Origin of the sequence: Kitasatospora sp. NPDC002227 (genome assembly GCF_040296285.1) — a bacterium.
GTDB lineage: Bacteria > Actinomycetota > Actinomycetes > Streptomycetales > Streptomycetaceae > Kitasatospora.
On record NZ_JBEOWY010000014.1, the window covers coordinates 164,371 to 181,485 of the forward strand.

The window sequence follows — 17,115 nt, forward strand, 5'->3', positions numbered from 1 at the left end:
GGGCGGTTCCGCCCTCAGTCCACCTCGGCGAGGATCCTCAGTGACGGCGGCTCCGCCAGCAGTTCGCCCGCCAGCTCCAGCGAACGGGCCAGGTGCGGGCTGGCCAGATGCGCATCCAGCGCCGCCCGGTCGGTCCACTCCTCCACGACCACCCAGGACCGCGGATCCTCCGGATCCACATAGTTGCGGTACCCCAGACACCCTGGCTCGGCGAGGCTGGCCTCGGCCATCGACCGGGCCTGTGCGCGCATCCGGTCCTCCATTCCGGGCCTGGCCTTCAACACGGCGATGACGCTTATGTTCCTGGACACGGACTACGCACCTCTCTCACAGGCAGATCCAGCAGTACAGCCGCTCGTCGGCTGTCCGGGCCCGCCTGGCCAGTTGAACCAACCCCGCCGCCACCGGCAGCATTTCCCCGACCTCCGCCGGCCGCAGCTCCTCCGCCTTCACCCACCGGCCGGCCACGGCCGCCAGCTCCGCGTCCGGCACGCCCGCCAGCACGTCCCGGACGTCGTCCCCCAGCTCCGAGACCCACGGGCCCGTCGACCACGGATCGTCCTCGTCCGGAACCTCCCCCGGGCCAGGCTCCGGACCGGTCGGCCACACCGTCCGCTCCGCCACCAGATCCACCGCCCACGGCACCCCCCGCACCGCGGCCACCAACTGCCCCAGCACCACGCACGGATCAAGATGCTTCGCCTCGACCCCGTCGAACACCGGCCGCCGCCCGCCGACCAACGGCCCGCCGTCCTCCCGCGCCAGCTCCCGCACCACCGAAGCGGCGTCCGCAGCCCGGAAGTAGTCCGTCAGCACGCCCATCGTTCCCCCTCCCACCGCAGCGGTCCGTCCGCACCGGCGACCCTAGGCCCTCGCTGCGACACCTCCCGACGGAATTGACGCAGCTCATGGCGCGCTGGGATCTTGAGGGCTCTCTGCACTGAATTGAGGGGGAGTCAGGAATGTCGGAGACCACGCGACGCCGGGCACTGTTCGCCGGGGCGATAGCGGGCCTGGCGGGTGCCGGGGTGATGGGCGCCGCCGGGCAGGCCCAGGCCGGCAGCGCCACCGGGCCGGACTGGTTCAACGTCAAGGACTACGGCGCCACGGGGGATGGGAGCACCGACGACACCACGGCGGTGCAGGCCGCGCTGGACGCCGCCGCGGCCGGCGGAGGCGGGACGGTCTACTTCCCGGTCGGCCAGTACCGCGTGACGCCCGGCGCCGGGGCACCCGCCCTCGCGCTGAAGGGCAACGGCATCAAGCTGCTCGGCGCCGGCGCCAAGGCGGCCACCCTCGTGAAGAACGGCAACGGCACCCTGCTGGCCGTCTCCGGCCCGGCGACCGACCCGAGCGGCGCCACCCACCGCCGGTACTGCTCGGTGGAGAACCTCGGGTTCAACGGCAGTGGCCGCACCGGCCTGCTCCTCGAGCTCTACTACAACGACGACACGTACGTCCGCGACGTCTACATGTCCAGCAACAACGACATCGCCATCGACGCCGTCGAATGCTGGGACTCGCGCTTCTACAACCTGGTCATCGAGTCCTGCACCGGCACCGCCGACAGCACCGGCCAGCCCAACATCTACCTGCGCAACTCGGCCGCCGCGTCCGGCCACGGCTACAGCGGGGACAACAACAACCAGCTGCACTTCATCGGCTGCCGGCTCGAGGCGTTCGGCACCGGCGCGATCTGGATCACCGCCGGGGTCAACAACTCCAACAACCCGAACGGCATCTACCTGACGGACTGCAAGTTCGAGACCTCGCAGATGCAGGGCGGCCCCCACCTCAAGACCGACGCCTCCTGCCGCCACGTGTACGCGAGCAACATCTACTGCTTCGCCGGGAACTTCGCGAGCGGCTACACCAGCAAGAAGCCGCAGAACATCATCGCCTGGGCCGCCAGTTACAGCGCCCTGGAGAACGTCCTCATCGCCAACGGCAGCGTCGCCACCGTCAACGCGGGCGTCGACCTCTACTCCGGCCCCGGCTCCACCGCCGTCGTCCGCAACGTGATCGGCCAGTACACGACCGCCCCCACCGGCCCCCACATCTACTACGAGCCCAGCACCGGCGACTTCCGCGTCGAAGCCTCCTGGGGCACCACCGGCGCCCAGGCCGCCGGCACCCTCCCCACCAAGAACGCCCCCAACCCCCCGCTCCGCCTGGTGGCCGGCCCGGCCACCGACTCCTCCTTCACCCACCCGCCCCTGGACGGCACGATGGCCGTCGACACCACCGACAACCGCCTCTACGTCCGGGTCAACGGCACCTGGCGCTGGTCCACGCTGAACTAGCCGCGCCGGAGCGCCGCCCCGGGAGACCCCCTCCTGCCTCCCGGTGCGGCGCCGTTCCGGGGCGGCCGCCAGTCGGCCGGGGGGAGGTAGACCCGGTTGCCAACTCAGCCCAGCTCGCACCCACTTCGTAGCGCTGTCGGCTATACCGAAACGTCGTGGACGCTGCGTTGGAGGACATCGGTCAGGACACCGGCCGCGGTGGCGAAGTCGTTGTCGTCGTGCAGCACGATCAGCCCATGGTGAGCCGCGGTCGCGCAGACCATGAGATCAACAGTGGACAGGGCCCGGACGGCTCCGCCGCTCTGGGCGAGCCGGAACTGGGCAGACTCGATCCAGCCCCAGATGTTCTTCGGCAGCGGCACGTCCGGGTACAGGTCGGTGAACATCTCGCCCATCTGCTCGTAGTGCACGAGGTTGCGGGCAGAGCGGCGGAACTCGGTGCGCTGCGGAGCGCAGGATCCGATGACACGCAAGTCGATGTCCTCCCCCCATGCGTCATTCAGATGCTGCTCGCGCAGCAGACGCCACACGGCGGTGGAGTCCGCGAGGTACCGGATCACTCCTCTCCCCGCTTCTCGGCCTTGCGGAGCTCCTGCCATCCCTCGTAATCCCACTGCTGGGCGGCCTGGAAGTGCCGAGCGCGCCGGGCTGCCTGCTCGTGCCGCTCGGCGTACTCGCGGAGGGCGGTGTTCACCACGTCCTTCTTGGTCGCGCCCCCGGAGAACCGCAGGGCCTTCGCCAGGGCGTCATCGTCCAGGTCGATGGTTGTCACGCTCATAATTGCCTCCGCTATATAAGACCAACAACAGCTCTGAATATAACAGTGGCCGACCGTGCCCGGGCCCGCCCCACGCAAACACATCGGCCGTCACGGCGCCGGCAGCTCGACCAGCGCGAAGCCGCTCCGGCCCGTGCGACCGGTACGCCACGCACAGCCTGTGGACAGAGCCAGCTACCCTCTCGCGCAAAGCCGACATGCACCGTTCCACCAGTTCGAGCGGATCGACCGACAGACGACGATCCGGCGTGGGTCCAGTACTTCGACCGCACCAAACCGACCGTGGACACCGGTATCGCCCTCAGGCAGTTGGGCGACGCCGAGGCCGCCGAACCACTCATCGCCGAGGCTGAACAAGCCGGCGTCGTGATCGTGTCACGAGGTCTGAGCAGGCACTCAAGCCCGTAGCCGGTCGGTCAGATTCACGCCGCCACCAGGCACGGAACGGATGAAGTAGCTGAAGCGCAGACCAACCCACCAGCTGGAATCGCCGGAGGAGACCGTGGTCCCTACGCGGGCGGTGCGGTGCTCGGAAGCGCCGAGTGCCCCAGCACCAGCAGGGTGCAGGGGCACTACAGGCTTGGCTCTGAGGCCAGGATCTCGGACGCGATGGGCGCCGGGGGCTTCACGCCCGTGAGTTCGGTGGCTCGGGCCCCGAGGTGTGGCGCAAGTTCGGGATACCAGCCGCGGGCTACCGCTTGCAGCATCTCGGCCAGGGCTGCGAGTTCACCAATCCGGCCGGCGGGAGTGTCGAGCACCGGGGCGAACTCGGCCCGGACCCGGGCGGCCACGCCCGGGACCAGCAGGCTGTTGGCGTGCAGGAGACCGGCGTCGTAGCCGACCGGGACCATGCCCCACCGCTCCCAGTCGAGAATCACCAGCGGAGCCGTGATGTTGCCCCAGTGCAGGTCACCGTGGCCGGTGGTCCGCTCAACCTTCCCCGGACCGGGAATCCCGAGGAACTGCGGGAACGCCTTCTCGATCCAGCCATCCCGGATCGTTGTCCGTACCCCGGTCGCCTGACCCAGCCGAGCGAGAGCACGACGCAAGGTGCTCCACCACTCGTCGGACAGACCGGGGTCCTGGTCCAGGTCCGGCCGGTGGGGCGAGACCACCGGGTGAGGGATGAAGTCGAGGACGTCGGCCGCGTACGCGTAACTGCCCTCCGTCCAGTCGAGCACGTCGTGCAGCTTCGGTCGCGGCACGTCGTCCGGCACGCGCACCGAGGCCCCGACGATGCCCTCCCCCTCCTTCCGCCCGAAGTTCGCCGCTGCCGTGGCCGAGACCCGGAGCCAGCGGTTTCCGGCCTGTCGGCTGAGCGTGCACCCCTGAAACCCCCAGACCGGACCGCCGGTACAGGTCAGCCCGAGGTACTTGGCCGCCGTCTTGTGTACCGCCTCCATCCGGACTCTGGTCTCCTCATCCGGTGGCGAGTGCATTGATCACGCTCCTGACTCGGTCAGCGGGCAGCGGCTCTGCCAGCGCCTTGGCCGCATCGTCCCAGTGCGCGGCTGTGCTGGCCGAGAGGAGCACCACGTCCAGGCCGGGGCAGGACGCGGCGACCAGCACGGCAGCGGCCGGGGCAGTCAGGCCGGGCCTGATGAGGTTCACCAGTTCGGGGGTCATCAGCGCTGGCAGTTCCCCGCCGTGCAGCGGGGCGGACCCGAACGTGGTGATCCCGGCCGCGTGGGCCTCTGCCAGCGGCCCGGCGCCGTCGAGCGCTTCCGCGATCGGGTCGGCCATGACGAGACTGACCGGCAGTTGGATGGCCTTGAAGTGGTGGTGCGGCGATCCGGCTGCTTCCTGGGCGAGCGCCAGCAGCCCAGGGACCGAGAACGTGCCGTCGTTCAGCCCCGACCAGGTCGCCACCCCGTAACCACCGATGCAACCGCTGTCAGCGAGGTACTCCAACTCGGCGAAACACTGCCTCAGTTGGCGCAGAGTCGCGTCCCTCCCGAGTCGGCGCGCGGCGTGCTCCGGGTTGTGGACGAACACGATGTCCGCCCGCCCGAGCGTGCGGAGGGAGTCCTCCGTCTGCCACCTCACGAAGGCTGGGGAGAGGCTGTGTCCGTGGACGGCTGTTGCCTCGGTCAGTTGGCCGGCCTCGACAGCGGCACGCCGCTGGGCTCCGTTGTGGAACCCGGTCTTGGTCGCCACCAGAGCATCCGGGTACTCGGCGAGCACGGGGGCGAGATCGAGATGGGCCTGTCCGTGGCCGTAGTTGGGAGCCGTATCGACCCATCGCGCTCCGGCCCCGAGGGCAGTGTGCGCCGCCTGGCGACCAGTGCGCACCCGGTACGTGCCCAATCCGAGCGCCGCCGTCACAGCGCCGCCCAGACGACAGAGGCAGCCTGCCCCTCAATGAGGACGGAGAGAGTTGAAGCAACGTCCTTGACCTCCAACCCAGCAGCCTCCGCCAGGACGCCGAGCGCGGCGGGCTTGCCGCTCAGCAGGGCACGGAGGATCGGAGCCGCCTGCTCAGTGAAGTCCCACGCGGTTCCGGCCGCCGCGAGCGTGACCGTACCCTGAGCCTCATTCTCAGTGAGCTTCGCGCGCGGAGCGGTCAGCCGAACCATCACGTCGGCCCGGTCCGGCAGACCCTCGACATACGGCAACGAGGTGGCCGCTCGGCCGTAGTGGGTGGTGTCCACCGACTCAGCCCACCGGCTCACCAGTCCGGGATCGGTCAGTTCGGCCAGTACCTCCGAGCGCAGGTCGTCCACGAAGGCCGCCTGCTCACCCGGCGAGGCGAACCGAGGAACGTCGAGCCGCAGGGGGAGACGGGACCGCAGCTGATCCACCACCCAGGTCAGCAGGTCCGCCCCTGTGTGGGGCACCAGGCCGAAGGTGAGGTGCAGCGAAGCCGTCCCCTGATCTGCCGTCACAGCGTGCCACCAACCACGGGGCAGGTAGAGGACGTCACCGGGCTGCAGGACAAGGTCAGCGACCGGATCGCCCTCCGGCGTCTCGGGGGACTCCACGTCCCGGAAGGTCGGCGCGGTCCGAGTCGGTCCGTACAGCTTCCACCGCTTGGCCCCGTACATCTGGACCACCACCACGTCGTGGTCGTCCCAGTGGGTACCGAAGCCTTCCCGTTCGGTCCACGAGGCGTAGGCGTTGACCTGTACCAGCGTGCCGAGGAACCGTTCCAGGGCCTCGGCGGCGGTCCCGATCGGGGGGTGGATCTTCTCGATCGAGTCCAGGACGAGCGAGGCGCCTTCGGCCAACCGAGCGTGCAGCTCTGCCGGTTGAATGCGGTGCCAGGTCACGGAACGCCGGGTGGTGACCGGGAGCGCGTACCGGTGCAAGGGCAGCATCTCGCCGTCCATCGACAAGCGGAGTCGCGGGGGCTCCAACCGCTGGGTGGCAAGGATGTTGTTCAGGTCGTCCCAGGACAGGAGGCCGGCGACGTCGGCGGCCTCCCCGGGGAAGACGGCATAGGAGCGGTTGAGCGTCTGGGCGAGGAACGTGTCCCCGCCCAGACGCGCCGCCCACGAAGCAGCGTCACGCATCGTGGGCAGCCTTACTAGTCGTTGCCGTCGGAACGGCCGCTGCTGACGTCGGACGGCTGCTCGGTACGGGCCCGCGCAGCGGTGATCTTCCGAGCGGCGACCACGAGGCCGCCCTCAGCAGCCGGGGCCGCCGGGGTGTCCTGCACCATGACGTGTTCCTCTCTGTTGGGACAGTCCCGCCGGGGTTCCGGCAGGAGAATTGGGAGGTGGCAGCAGCCACCAGGGCCGAACGGTCAGGTTCGGACGAGCGGCGTGGCGCGGGCCTGGGCGGCGTTGACGAGGACCGCGAGCCGCCTGTCCCCCGTCACCAACTGGTCGGCCGCGACCTCGAACCACACGACCTTGCCGATTCCGGCCGGATACCAGTCCCAGGAGTGCGCAAGCCCCGCGACCAACAGGAGCCCACGGCCGCCGGTGACCGTGTCCTCGGCGGCCTCTCGGTCGGGGAGACGCAAGCTCGAATCCTCAACCTCCACCCGCAGGCGTTCACCGGTCCACCGCACGGTCACCCGGCATCGAGCCTTGGTGTGCTCGACAGCGTTCGTCAGCAGCTCGCCCGCGCACAGCTCGACGTCCCGCAACGCGCCGTCCGACAGGGGGACTTGCCAGGACTCGGCAGTCTTCCTGATCAAGTGACGCGCACGAGGTACAGCAGCCGGATCGGGCTCGACATCCCAGCCCTGAGGGGTGGGGAACACGGCAGTGTCGGTGAGGCTCATGCGCACGGGCCGCCTTCCTGCTGGACGAGTGCCCCCGGGTTTTCCCGGTGGACTCACAGGATTGCCGGACAGCCCGTTCCCGATTAAGGCCAGCGCGTGTACCCACCATGGGTAGACTCGCGGTCTGTTATCCCACGTGACACTGAGCGATGATCAACCCGGTGGTGGGGGTGCCGGACATGACCGACTCCACGGCGTCACCAGGGCTGCCAAGCCGACTACTTGCCGATCCTGAGATGGTCGCAGCCTGTGCCGCGCGAGACTTCGCGCTGATCTTCCAACTCGCCAAGCGCAAAGGCGGGTTCCACGCCTCACGCATCGCGCGGGCATGCGACCTGACGCCCAGCAGGGTGGGCGAGGTCATGAACGGCAAGCCGAAGATCACCAACATCACCGTGATCGAGCGCATCGCAGATGGTCTGAGGATTCCGGGGCACCTGCTCGGCCTCGCCGCACGGAGCTGGGAAGTCCCCGCGGCTCCCCCTGCGGGCCAACCGGCCCCGATCCCCCGGCAGGCGACAGACTCTTGGTTCCCGGAGTCCCCGCCGCCCGGCACCGGGTTGGACGAGATCCTTGCGATCGCAGCCGGCACCCGAGTCACGCCAACCGTCCTGCGCTCATTGCAATCGTCGATCGAGGACTACTGGCGACGCGACGACGAGCACGGCGGCGAAGCCCTCCGGCCAGCAGTGATCGGCCAACTCAGGTACGTGAAAGGCATACTGCACGACACCGCCGAGCCCAACTTCCGTCGGAGCCTTCACGGCATCGCAGCCGAGCTCGCACGGCTGACCGGCTGGACCTACTTCGACGCACGGCAGTACAGCACCGCTCGGGGGTATTTCGTCGAATCGCTCCGCCTGGCGCGCGAGATCGACGACCGCCCGTTCGTCGCCAACGTCCTGGCCTGCCTCAGCCTCCAGGCGACCTACCAGGACCAGGCGAGGGAGGCCATCACGCTCGCCCGGGCGGCCCAGGACAGCGCCCGTCTCTCCGGTGGCACTCCCAGGTTGATGGCGATGTTGTCCATGCGCGAGGCGTTCGGCCACGCCACCGAGCACGACCGGGAGGCAACGCACCTTGCGATCAACGAGGCGCTGCACCAGTTCGAGCGGATCGACCCGACGGACGACGATCCGGCGTGGGTCCAGTACTTCGACCGCACCAAACTGACCGTGGACACCGGTATCGCCCTCGGGCAGTTGGGCGACGCCGAGGCCGCCGAACCACTCATCGCCGAGGCTCTACAGGGGGAGGCAGCAACCAACCAGCGGGGGCGCGCCTTCCACACATTCTGGCTCGCCCGCACTCAACTCCAGCGCCATGAAGTCGAGTTAGCTTGCACGACGGCAACGGAGGCACTCAATCTCGCGGCGGATGTGGAGTCGCCCAGGGTGCTCGCCCACCTCCGGGAATTCAGCGAACTGCTGCACCCGTACCGGAGCGCGCCGATCGCCTCGGAGCTGGTCCGCAGGATCGGCGCGTTGGCGACTCGGTGACGTCAGAGGCCGGCCTCATCCAGCAGTAGGTAGAGCACGCCGACAAGCGTGCCGCTGCTGACGATCTCGCGGCGGTCGATCATGCCGCGAAGGTCGGACAGCGGAATCCACTCGATGCGGTCCGACTCGTTGCGCTCGGTCGGCGGCCCAACATACTCGACCGCGTCCGCGCGGAAGACGAAGTGCTCGGAGTCCGTGATGCCGTTCGCCGGTTGGGCGTAGATGAGCGGCTTGATCTCGCCGGTCTTCCAGCCGGTCTCCTCAAGTACCTCACGCGCGGCGGCCTCAGCCGGAGTCTCGTCGGCTTCGATCAAGCCCATGGGCAGTTCCCAGGCCCACGAGTCGGTGATGAAGCGGTGCCGCCACATCATCAGCACCTGCTTCTCGTCGTTCACCACGGCGGCGACCGCGAGGTGCCGCAGCTTGACCACGTGGTGTTCCCACCGGTGCCCGTCTGGCTGCTCGACATCAGCCAGCCACAGGTTCACCCATGGGTTCTCGTAGATCGGACGTTCCCCGTGGATCTTCCACTGCATCGCGACGGCCCCTCTCGGTGGACCCTCAGCATGTCAGAGACGGGAAGACCGACATGCCCGTTCCAACGAATTTGCATCACTCTGACGAATAGCCGCACAGGGGCTCGGTGTTGAGCGGAATCGGCGTCTTACCGGGCCAGAGAAAGGCACGCCAGAGCGCCGCACCAGGAGAGCCCCTCCGTCGGCGCAGCGCGGTCTGCGGAACGCCGTCAGTCCGCCAGCGGCATGGCACCCGATCCTTATGCCGCGAGCTCCTCGGTGCCGCCCCCGTCACCCGACTGCTGAAATCCGGTTCACGGAGGTCACCTTGCAGGTGATCTTGCCACTCACCTGAGCAGTGCCTCCCGCCGTGTCCTCCGCCTTCTGACCCGGTGCAAGGTGGCTCTGGAACGTCGCGCCCTCGGCGACCCGGGTGCCGTTCGCATCCACGAACTCCACAGAGATGCTGTAGTCCGAAGACTTCGAGCTGTGGTTGACGATCTCCAGCTTGGCGCTGGGCAATGACGTGGTCGGGTCGACATCGCAGGAGGTGACCGATACGTCCGCCTCCGGCGGGTGCGCCCCTCCACTCGACTGCACGCCGCTGCTGGTGGAGGTGGGGCTGGTCGGGGACTTCTTGCTGCTCCCCCCGACGGCTACGACGATGACCACGATCAGCACGACGAGTAGCACGACCGCGCTGAGGCAGCCGACGAGAACACCCCGGCCGAACCGGCGCTTGGGAGGAGCAGGCGGCTGCTGGCTCCACCCTGGCGGCGGCGGCCCGTACGGCGACTGCCCGGGTGGCGGTTGCTGCCCCCACCCCTTGGCAGGTCCCCCCTGTCCACCGGCCGGCTCACCTTCGGGCCGTTCCTGGCCGGACGGCTGCTGCTCAGTCATCGATCCGTCTCCCTACGCAGGCGTTGCCTCTCCAGGGAACCGCGCGAACAGGTTCGCCCAAGAACCGACTCGCGGAGACTGAGCCGAACGAGCAAGCCGAAGCGCCGCGCCGGGAGACCCCCTCCTGCCTCCCGGTGCGGCGCCGTCCTGGGTCGGCCGTCAGTCGGCCAGCGGGAGGTAGACCCGGTTGCCCTGGGCCGCGAACTCCTCGGACTTGGCCTTCATGCCCTCGACAGCGGTCTCGTCGTACTCCGGCGAGGCCTGCCCGTTGCCGAACTTCTCATTGATGGTTTTGCTGATCTTCATCGAGCAGAACTTCGGGCCGCACATGGAGCAGAAGTGGGCCGTCTTGGCGGGCTCCGCCGGGAGGGTCTCGTCGTGGAAGTCGCGAGCGGTCTCCGGGTCGAGGGCCAGGTTGAACTGGTCCTCCCAGCGGAACTCGAAGCGGGCGTCGGAGAGGGCGTCGTCCCAGGCCTGGGCGCCGGGGTGGCCCTTGGCCAGGTCGGCGGCGTGGGCGGCGATCTTGTAGGTGATCACGCCGGTCTTGACGTCGTCCCGGTTGGGCAGGCCCAGGTGCTCCTTGGGGGTGACGTAGCAGAGCATGGCCGTGCCCCACCAGGCGATCATCGCGGCGCCGATGCCCGAGGTGATGTGGTCGTACCCGGGCGCGACGTCGGTGGTCAGCGGGCCGAGGGTGTAGAACGGGGCCTCGTCGCAGATCTCCTTCTGGAGATCCATGTTCTCCTTGATCTTGTTCATCGGGACGTGCCCCGGGCCCTCGATCATGACCTGCACGCCACGCTCCCGGGCGATCCGCCCGAGCTCGCCCAGCGTCTGCAGTTCGGCGAACTGCGCCTCGTCGTTGGCGTCCGCGATCGAGCCCGGCCGCAGGCCGTCACCGAGCGAGAATGTCACGTCGTAGGCGGCGAGGATGTCGCAGAGCTCCTCGAAGTTCGTGTAGAGGAAGTTCTCCTGGTGGTGCGCCAGGCACCAGGCCGCCATGATCGAGCCACCGCGCGAGACGATGCCGGTCTTGCGGCGGGCGGTCATCGGCACGTACCGCAGCAGCACGCCCGCGTGCACCGTCATGTAGTCGACGCCCTGCTCGCACTGCTCGATGATGGTGTCCCGGTAGACCTCCCAGGTGAGGTCCTCCGCGCGCCCGTCCACCTTCTCCAGCGCCTGGTAGAGCGGCACGGTGCCGATCGGCACGGGGGAGTTGCGCAGGATCCACTCGCGGGTGGTGTGGATGTTGCGCCCGGTGGAGAGGTCCATGACCGTGTCGGCGCCCCAGCGGGTGGCCCAGGTCATCTTCTCCACCTCCTCCTCGATCGAGGAGGTGACCGCCGAGTTGCCGATGTTGGCGTTGATCTTGACCAGGAAGTTGGTCCCGATGATGGCCGGCTCGACCTCGGGGTGGTTCACGTTCAGCGGGATGACGGCCCGGCCGGCCGCGACCTCGCTGCGCACGAACTCCGCGTCCAGGCCCTCGCGCAGGGCGATGAACTCCATCTCGGGCGTGACGATCCCCCGTCGCGCGTAGGCCAGTTGGGTGACCGGCACGCCGTCCCGGCCGCGCAGCGGGCGACGCGGGCGGCCCGGGAAGACCGCGTCCAGGTTGCGCAGGTTCCCGCCGCGCGGGGAGGTGTGCTTGATCCCGTCGTCCTCGGGCCGGGCCTCCCGGCCGTCGTACTCCTCGACATCGCCGCGCTGGCGGATCCAGGCGTCCCGCAGCGGCGGCAGTCCGCGCCGGACGTCGGCCTCGTAGGCCTGGTCGGTGTACGGGCCGGAGGTGTCGTAGAGCGGGACGGTCTTGCCGTTGGTGAGCTGCACCTCGCGGTACGGGACGCGCAGGTCGGGGCGCGAACCCTCGCGGTAGGCCTTGCGCCAGGCGGGCGTCGGGTAGCCGGTGGAGGCGCTGGTGACAGCGGTCTGGGCAGGGGTGTGCTGTGTGTCGGACGTGGTCATGAGACCCTCTATCTCCCTACGCCGGCATTACCCGGTCAGGTTCCTGCGGTCGGCACAGCGGTCGGATGCGGGATCCGTTCAGCGCCCTCTCAGCCCGGTGCTCCGAGCTCCCGTGTCGTCGGGCGGAATTGCCCACGACAAGACGTCCAACACCGTAGCGGGCCGGGTCGAACTGGTCCAGCAGGGTTCCAGCCGTCGGACGGGTGGCAGACTCCAGGGCATGACGACGGGGATGGTCGGCAGCACCGGCCGGGTGACGGGGAAGATCGGCGCGGGTCTGGTGGGGGAGGTGCTGGTGCACGTCCCCGAGCGGGGCGGGACGGAGGCGTTCCTCGCGTACCTCGCCGTGCCCGGCGAACCGCTGCCGACCGGCAGCCAGGTCATGGTGGTCGAGTACCAGCCGCCACGCACGGTGTACGTCGCACCACTGTCCGTTTAGCGTCGGCGCCAACCCACCCCCCGGTCTTCCCAACGGAATCCGACAGGCGCACAATCTCGATCTGCCACCGCGTACCGCGCAATCCTGCACAACAAGCGCAGCCACGGGACGCGAGTGTGCCCTGAAGGGGGAATCTGCCGATGTTCATCGGCGTTTTGGGCGGCGCCGTCGCCGCTGTTGTCCTGGTCGTCCTGCTCTTCAAGATGATGTGGCGGGTCGCCGAACCGGACGAGGCACTCATCATCTCCGGCTCCAAGCACCGCACCGAGGGGGTCGGTGACGGGCTCGGCTTCCGGATCGTCACCGGCCGGGGAACGCTCGTGACGCCCGGCCTGCAGGTGGTCCGCCGCCTGTCGCTCGAGCTCAACGAGGCCGACCTGGACGTCGAGTGCGTGACGTCGCAGGGTATTCCGGTGCACGTCAAGGGCGTTGTCATCTTCAAGGTCGGCGACGACCTGGTCTCCATCGCCAACGCGGCCCGCCGCTTCCTGGCCCAGCAGAGCTCGATGGGCCCGCGGGTGCACAACGTCTTCGCCGGTCATCTCCGGTCCATCGTCGGCTCGTTGACGGTCGAGGACATGATCCGCGACCGCGAGCGGCTGACCGCCGAGACCCGGGCCGCCTCGGGCAGCGAGATGGAGAAGCTCGGGCTGATCATCGACTCGCTGCAGATCCAGGAGATCCTGGACCCGACCGGCTACATCCAGAACCTCGCCGCCCCGCACGCCGCCGCCGTCCAGCGGGACGCCCGCATCGCGGCCGCCGCAGCCGACCGCATCGCCACCGAGGCGGAGCAGGAGGCCTTCGCCCGCAAGGCCGAGGCGACCCGCAACTCCGGTATCCAGCAGGCCGGTTACCAGGCCGAGCTGGAGAAGGCCACCGCCCACGCGATGCAGGCCGGTCCGCTCGCCCAGGCCGCCGCCCGGCAGGAGGTCGTGGTCCAGGAGACCAAGGTCGCCGAGCTGGAGGCCGCCCGCAAGGAGCAGCAGCTGCAGGCCGACGTCCGCAAGCCGGCCGACGCCCGCGCCTACGAGACCCGCACCAAGGCCGTCGCCGACCGCGATGCCCGGATCTCCGCCGCCGAGGCCCAGGCCCGGGAGACCGAGCTCAAGGCCGCGGCCGAGGCGAACCGGGTGAAGGTCGCCGCGGGCGCCGAGGCCGAGGCGACCAAGGCCCGCGGTCTGGCCGCCGCCGAGGCGACCCGCGCCACCGGCCAGGCCGAGGCGGCCGCCGCCGAGGCGAAGGGCCTCGCGGCCGCCGAGGCCGCCCGCGCCCTCGGTCTCGCCGAGGCCGAGGCGATCAAGGCCCGCGCGGCCGCCCTGGCGGAGAACCAGGAGGCCGTCGTCGCCCAGCAGCTCGCCGAGAACTGGCCCGAGATCGTCCGCGCCGGGGCCGAGGCCTTCGGCAACGTCGAGCACATGGTCCTGCTCAACGGCGCCGAGGGCATGGGCGACATGTTCGCCAAGGCCCTCACCATGGGTGGCACCGGCCTCGGCCTGGCCCGCCAGCTGCTCAACTCGATGAACACCAACCAGCCGAGTGCGCAGCCCGCCACGACCGAGATCATTCCGGTCCAGGAGTAAGTTGCAAAAACCCAGGGGCGCGAGGAACTGCGCTGCCAACCACCCACTCCCGTAGGTCGGTTGCGCCGTGCAGCTCCCCGCGCCCCGCCAGGGTTCACCGCACCAGTTCGGCGATCTTCCCGGCAAAGACGTTCCCCACCGCGAAGGCCAGCGCCATCGCCCCCACCAGCAGCACCGTGCCGAACCAGGCCATCGTCTCCACCGGCAGCGTGTACGCCAGCACCACCTTCACCGCGCACTCGGCGACCAGCACCGAGCCCCACACCAGCGTGAACGCCCGCTCGTACCGCCGGAACCGCACCGACCCGGAGGCCCGCTCCCAGGCCGCCTCCCGCGCCGCGTCCCCTCGCGTGACGAACGGCCGCATCGCCGCCGTCATCATCGGCCGCCCGGCCGCCACCGAGAACAGCATCCCGAGCCCGATCACACTGCTCACGGCGCCGTCCTTGGCAATCATCAGCCGCGGGTCGCCGGCCACGGCCGAGAGTGCGATCCCCGCGACGTTGACCACCAGCATCAGCATCGCCAGGCCGTTCACCGACCGCGTCCGCAGCAGCTGCTCGGCCGTCCGCACCAGCGGCACGACGCTCCCGACCACCAGCGAGGGCACCAGCCCGAGCCCGAGCAGCGAGTGCGCCGCGTAGTACGCGCCGAGCGGCAGCGCGACGTCCAGCGCGATCGGGCGCAGGGCGGCCAGCGGCCCGCCGTCGTTCCGAACCGCGCCGTTCATGCTGAGTGCCATGGTGTCCGCCCTTTCGCCGCCGTGTCCCGTGCTGTGGGTCCACCATCCCGCGCGGGCCACCCCGGTCGGCAGTGCATCCCGTCCACACCGGCACCTGACGGATGTCACACACGACGGAACCCCGCCCCCGGAGACCCGGGAGCGGGGTTCGAGCACCTGCGGGCGTCAGCTCTTGGCTGCCTTCTTCACCAGGATCCACACCGCGGCGGCCACCCCGACCACCACTAGCGCCTTGATCACCAGCGCGAGCAGCGAGCTCACCACGCCCACGACGAACCAGATCAGGTTCCACGCGAGAACCAGCACGATGATCGGGACGACGATGTTGCGCACCCACGAGGGCAGCGACTTCCAGAGCTCAGCCATGTCCGTTCCTTCTCTCCCCTCGGGCTAGCGCCGGCTTCTCCGCCGCGTCCCGCTCGCTTTCGATACTTCGATCGTACGGGTGCCTCCGGCGTGGAACGAGGGTTCCAGCCCCCGAGAGAACCCGGAGATCCCCCTGAGGCCCGGCCCCAGGGATCACCCCCAAGGCCGGGTCAGACCGGCCAGCCCTCACCGCGCCAGGCGGCGTCCCAGAACATCCACTCGTACCGCGAGGTGGTGCTGAAGTGCTCGACCATCCGCCGCCGTTCGGCGGGGGAGGCCTGCTCGCCGAGCCGGTCGGTGAGCGCCAGCACCCGCCGCACCACCGACTGGAAGGCCTCGTCCCCGTAGGTCGCGATCCACTTGGCGTACAGCGGGTCGGGGGAGGACCGCTCGAGCAGGCGCTCGCCGACCCGGGCGTAGATCCAGTAGCAGGGCAGCACGGCGGCGACGGCCTCGGCGTAGGAGCCGCCGTACGCGGTGGCGAGCAGGTAGCTGGTGTAGGCCCGGGTGGTCGGCAGCACCGGCTCGGCGGCGGCCTCCTCGGCGCTGGCACCGAAGGCGGTCATGAACTCGGCGTGCATGCCCTGCTCGGCGGCCAGCGCCCCGACGGCGTCGTCGGCGAAGGCCCGCACGTCCGCCTCGTCGGGCGCCTTGGCGGCGCAGACCGCCAGCGCGCGGGCGTAGTCGCGCAGGTAGTGCGAGTCCTGCACCACGAAGTGCCGGAAGGCCTCGCGCGGCAGGGAGCCGTCGGTCAGGCCGGTCAGGAACGGATGGGCGAGGATCTCGGCGTACACCGGCTCGGCGGCCGCCCAGAGTTGATCGGTCAGCTTGCTGGTCATGACCCAAGACCGTACCCGCAGGCGGTCTCAGTCCTCCGGCGGCGAGAAGACCACCAGCACCCGCAGCTCCTCGGTGACGTGGTGGAACCGGTGCGGCACCCCGGCCGGCACGTACACCACGCAGCCGCGCCCGATTGTCGCCGTCTCGTCACCGACGGTCAACTCGGCCCGGCCGCTGATGACCTGGTAGATCTCGTCCTGCGCGTGCGGGGTCTGCACGTCCGTCTCGCCCGGCGCCAGCGCGTACAGCCCGGCGGACATGTGGCGCTCCTTCAGGAAGCGCAGATACGCACCGTCGTTGGCGGCCCGCTCGGCATCCAGCCGGTCCAGCCGGAAGAGCTTCATCCTGCTACCTCCACGCTCGCTCCCGGCCATTGAACATCATCCCCGCCGGGAGCTTCCGCCGGGCCCGCTGAGCTGCGACTATCGGCGCCATGAAGAGTTTCGTCATCAAAACGCTCATCAACGCGGCGGCGATCTGGGTGGCGGCCTGGATCGTCGACGGGATCACGATCACCGGGGACGACTGGCAGCACAAGACGATCACCGTGATCGGCGTCGCGCTGGTCTTCGGCGTCATCAACTTCCTGATCAAGCCGGTGGTGAAGCTGTTCTCGCTGCCGCTGTTCATCCTGACCCTGGGCCTGGTCACCTTCCTGATCAACGCCCTGATGCTGTGGCTGACCTCCTGGGCCTCGGACAAGGTCCACCTGGACTTCCACGTCCAGGGCTTCTGGGCCGCCCTGTTCGGCTCGCTGATCATCAGCCTGGTCTCCTGGGGTCTGCACCTGGCCCTGGACGACGACTGAGCACGACACCACCTGAGCAAGGCATACGGAAGGGGCCCGGGCGACCGCGGCGGTTTCTAGGGGTCGTTGCAACACGTGGTCGGTTGTCTAGGCCGCGAGGAGTTTAGCCAGACGCTCGGCTGGGGTTTCCCAGCCGAGCGTTT

21 protein-coding genes are annotated in these 17,115 nt (G+C 69.4%); 5 read left to right on the forward strand and 16 right to left on the reverse strand.

Annotated features, from left to right (window positions below):
• Positions 1-14: 14 nt before the first annotated feature.
• Both ABT095_RS16075 and ABT095_RS16080 read right to left on the reverse strand, forming a co-directional pair.
• The gene (locus ABT095_RS16075; RefSeq protein ID WP_350530018.1) at positions 15-311 is read right to left on the reverse strand and encodes a putative quinol monooxygenase; all 297 of its coding nucleotides are present in this window, start codon (positions 309-311) and stop codon (positions 15-17) included.
• 16 nt (positions 312-327) lie between these two features.
• The gene (locus ABT095_RS16080) at positions 328-822 is read right to left on the reverse strand and encodes a hypothetical protein (protein ID WP_350530019.1); all 495 of its coding nucleotides are present in this window, start codon (positions 820-822) and stop codon (positions 328-330) included.
• Positions 823-962: 140 nt separating this feature from the next.
• On the opposite strand from ABT095_RS16080, the gene ABT095_RS16085 reads away from it, so the two are divergent.
• The gene (locus ABT095_RS16085; RefSeq protein ID WP_350530020.1) at positions 963-2,303 is read left to right on the forward strand and encodes a glycosyl hydrolase family 28-related protein; all 1,341 of its coding nucleotides are present in this window, start codon (positions 963-965) and stop codon (positions 2,301-2,303) included.
• Positions 2,304-2,443: 140 nt separating this feature from the next.
• Here the strand turns inward: ABT095_RS16085 and ABT095_RS16090 are convergent, their stop codons facing one another.
• The 7 genes from ABT095_RS16090 to ABT095_RS16120 form a co-directional block, all read right to left on the reverse strand.
• On the reverse strand, positions 2,444-2,863 hold the full coding sequence (locus tag ABT095_RS16090; protein ID WP_350530021.1) for a PIN domain-containing protein: 420 nt from the start codon (positions 2,861-2,863) through the stop codon (positions 2,444-2,446).
• A complete protein-coding gene (locus ABT095_RS16095) occupies positions 2,860-3,081 on the reverse strand; it encodes a type II toxin-antitoxin system VapB family antitoxin (protein ID WP_350530022.1) in 222 nt (73 codons plus the stop codon). The genes ABT095_RS16090 and ABT095_RS16095 overlap by 4 nt, the downstream gene beginning before the upstream one ends.
• Before the next feature lie 572 nt (positions 3,082-3,653).
• Positions 3,654-4,304, reverse strand: coding sequence for a hypothetical protein (locus ABT095_RS16100; protein WP_350530023.1), 651 nt, complete (start codon positions 4,302-4,304; stop codon positions 3,654-3,656).
• A gap of 196 nt (positions 4,305-4,500) precedes the next feature.
• Complete coding sequence (locus ABT095_RS16105) at positions 4,501-5,406, reverse strand: aldo/keto reductase (RefSeq protein ID WP_350530024.1); 906 nt, start codon at positions 5,404-5,406, stop codon at positions 4,501-4,503.
• Complete coding sequence (locus ABT095_RS16110; protein ID WP_350530025.1) at positions 5,403-6,593, reverse strand: cupin domain-containing protein; 1,191 nt, start codon at positions 6,591-6,593, stop codon at positions 5,403-5,405. Before ABT095_RS16110 ends, ABT095_RS16105 begins: the two co-directional genes overlap by 4 nt.
• A gap of 14 nt (positions 6,594-6,607) precedes the next feature.
• Positions 6,608-6,742 (reverse strand): hypothetical protein, encoded by a 135-nt coding sequence (locus tag ABT095_RS16115; protein ID WP_350530026.1) that lies wholly within the window; start codon positions 6,740-6,742, stop codon positions 6,608-6,610.
• Between the two features lie 84 nt (positions 6,743-6,826).
• Entirely contained in the window at positions 6,827-7,312 is a 486-nt protein-coding gene (locus tag ABT095_RS16120; protein ID WP_350530027.1) for an ATP-binding protein, read from the reverse strand.
• Between the two features lie 149 nt (positions 7,313-7,461).
• Between ABT095_RS16120 and ABT095_RS16125 the strand changes: the two genes are divergently transcribed.
• Positions 7,462-8,811 (forward strand): NsdA family TPR-like regulatory protein, encoded by a 1,350-nt coding sequence (locus ABT095_RS16125; protein ID WP_350530028.1) that lies wholly within the window; start codon positions 7,462-7,464, stop codon positions 8,809-8,811.
• 2 nt (positions 8,812-8,813) lie between these two features.
• Here the strand turns inward: ABT095_RS16125 and ABT095_RS16130 are convergent, their stop codons facing one another.
• The 3 genes from ABT095_RS16130 to thiC all read right to left on the reverse strand — a co-directional run bounded on the left by ABT095_RS16130 (position 8,814) and on the right by thiC (position 12,194).
• Positions 8,814-9,347, reverse strand: a complete 534-nt coding sequence (locus ABT095_RS16130; protein ID WP_350530029.1) for an NUDIX hydrolase — start codon at positions 9,345-9,347, stop codon at positions 8,814-8,816.
• 270 nt (positions 9,348-9,617) lie between these two features.
• Positions 9,618-10,226, reverse strand: coding sequence for a hypothetical protein (locus ABT095_RS16135; protein ID WP_350530030.1), 609 nt, complete (start codon positions 10,224-10,226; stop codon positions 9,618-9,620).
• A gap of 159 nt (positions 10,227-10,385) precedes the next feature.
• Entirely contained in the window at positions 10,386-12,194 is a 1,809-nt protein-coding gene (thiC, locus tag ABT095_RS16140) for a phosphomethylpyrimidine synthase ThiC (RefSeq protein WP_350530031.1), read from the reverse strand.
• 232 nt (positions 12,195-12,426) lie between these two features.
• Here thiC and ABT095_RS16145 point away from each other — a divergent pair, with 232 nt between their 5' ends.
• Complete coding sequence (locus tag ABT095_RS16145) at positions 12,427-12,633, forward strand: NfeD C-terminal domain-containing protein (protein ID WP_350530041.1); 207 nt, start codon at positions 12,427-12,429, stop codon at positions 12,631-12,633.
• A 140-nt stretch (positions 12,634-12,773) separates the two neighbouring features.
• Complete coding sequence (locus ABT095_RS16150; protein ID WP_350530032.1) at positions 12,774-14,216, forward strand: SPFH domain-containing protein; 1,443 nt, start codon at positions 12,774-12,776, stop codon at positions 14,214-14,216.
• A 94-nt stretch (positions 14,217-14,310) separates the two neighbouring features.
• Here the strand turns inward: ABT095_RS16150 and ABT095_RS16155 are convergent, their stop codons facing one another.
• From ABT095_RS16155 to ABT095_RS16170, 4 genes are all read right to left on the reverse strand, one after another.
• A complete protein-coding gene (locus ABT095_RS16155; protein ID WP_350530033.1) occupies positions 14,311-14,958 on the reverse strand; it encodes a VC0807 family protein in 648 nt (215 codons plus the stop codon).
• Between the two features lie 165 nt (positions 14,959-15,123).
• Positions 15,124-15,324, reverse strand: a complete 201-nt coding sequence (locus tag ABT095_RS16160) for a DUF5326 family protein (RefSeq protein WP_104817378.1) — start codon at positions 15,322-15,324, stop codon at positions 15,124-15,126.
• A 170-nt stretch (positions 15,325-15,494) separates the two neighbouring features.
• The gene (gene tenA / locus ABT095_RS16165) at positions 15,495-16,163 is read right to left on the reverse strand and encodes a thiaminase II (RefSeq protein WP_350530034.1); all 669 of its coding nucleotides are present in this window, start codon (positions 16,161-16,163) and stop codon (positions 15,495-15,497) included.
• A gap of 27 nt (positions 16,164-16,190) precedes the next feature.
• Positions 16,191-16,508: a cupin domain-containing protein gene (locus tag ABT095_RS16170; RefSeq protein ID WP_350530035.1), complete on the reverse strand. Its 318-nt coding sequence runs from the start codon at positions 16,506-16,508 to the stop codon at positions 16,191-16,193.
• 89 nt (positions 16,509-16,597) lie between these two features.
• Here ABT095_RS16170 and ABT095_RS16175 point away from each other — a divergent pair, with 89 nt between their 5' ends.
• The gene (locus ABT095_RS16175) at positions 16,598-16,972 is read left to right on the forward strand and encodes a phage holin family protein (RefSeq protein ID WP_350530036.1); all 375 of its coding nucleotides are present in this window, start codon (positions 16,598-16,600) and stop codon (positions 16,970-16,972) included.
• The last annotated feature ends 143 nt before the right edge of the window (positions 16,973-17,115 follow it).

Bases quoted from the DNA above. Each gene is read 5' to 3' on its own strand.
- ABT095_RS16155 (WP_350530033.1), bottom strand. From the start codon at position 14,958: ATGGCACTCAGCATGAACGGCGCGGTTCGGAACGACGGCGGGCCGCTG.
- tenA (WP_350530034.1), bottom strand. From the start codon at position 16,163: ATGACCAGCAAGCTGACCGATCAACTCTGGGCGGCCGCCGAGCCGGTG.
- ABT095_RS16170 (WP_350530035.1), bottom strand. From the start codon at position 16,508: ATGAAGCTCTTCCGGCTGGACCGGCTGGATGCCGAGCGGGCCGCCAAC.
- ABT095_RS16135 (WP_350530030.1), bottom strand. From the start codon at position 10,226: ATGACTGAGCAGCAGCCGTCCGGCCAGGAACGGCCCGAAGGTGAGCCG.
- ABT095_RS16145 (WP_350530041.1), top strand. From the start codon at position 12,427: ATGGTCGGCAGCACCGGCCGGGTGACGGGGAAGATCGGCGCGGGTCTG.
- ABT095_RS16095 (WP_350530022.1), bottom strand. From the start codon at position 3,081: ATGAGCGTGACAACCATCGACCTGGACGATGACGCCCTGGCGAAGGCC.
- ABT095_RS16175 (WP_350530036.1), top strand. From the start codon at position 16,598: ATGAAGAGTTTCGTCATCAAAACGCTCATCAACGCGGCGGCGATCTGG.
- thiC (WP_350530031.1), bottom strand. From the start codon at position 12,194: ATGACCACGTCCGACACACAGCACACCCCTGCCCAGACCGCTGTCACC.
- ABT095_RS16160 (WP_104817378.1), bottom strand. From the start codon at position 15,324: ATGGCTGAGCTCTGGAAGTCGCTGCCCTCGTGGGTGCGCAACATCGTC.
- ABT095_RS16120 (WP_350530027.1), bottom strand. From the start codon at position 7,312: ATGAGCCTCACCGACACTGCCGTGTTCCCCACCCCTCAGGGCTGGGAT.
- ABT095_RS16130 (WP_350530029.1), bottom strand. From the start codon at position 9,347: ATGCAGTGGAAGATCCACGGGGAACGTCCGATCTACGAGAACCCATGG.
- ABT095_RS16110 (WP_350530025.1), bottom strand. From the start codon at position 6,593: ATGCGTGACGCTGCTTCGTGGGCGGCGCGTCTGGGCGGGGACACGTTC.
- ABT095_RS16125 (WP_350530028.1), top strand. From the start codon at position 7,462: ATGATCAACCCGGTGGTGGGGGTGCCGGACATGACCGACTCCACGGCG.
- ABT095_RS16115 (WP_350530026.1), bottom strand. From the start codon at position 6,742: ATGGTGCAGGACACCCCGGCGGCCCCGGCTGCTGAGGGCGGCCTCGTG.
- ABT095_RS16150 (WP_350530032.1), top strand. From the start codon at position 12,774: ATGTTCATCGGCGTTTTGGGCGGCGCCGTCGCCGCTGTTGTCCTGGTC.
- ABT095_RS16080 (WP_350530019.1), bottom strand. From the start codon at position 822: ATGGGCGTGCTGACGGACTACTTCCGGGCTGCGGACGCCGCTTCGGTG.
- ABT095_RS16085 (WP_350530020.1), top strand. From the start codon at position 963: ATGTCGGAGACCACGCGACGCCGGGCACTGTTCGCCGGGGCGATAGCG.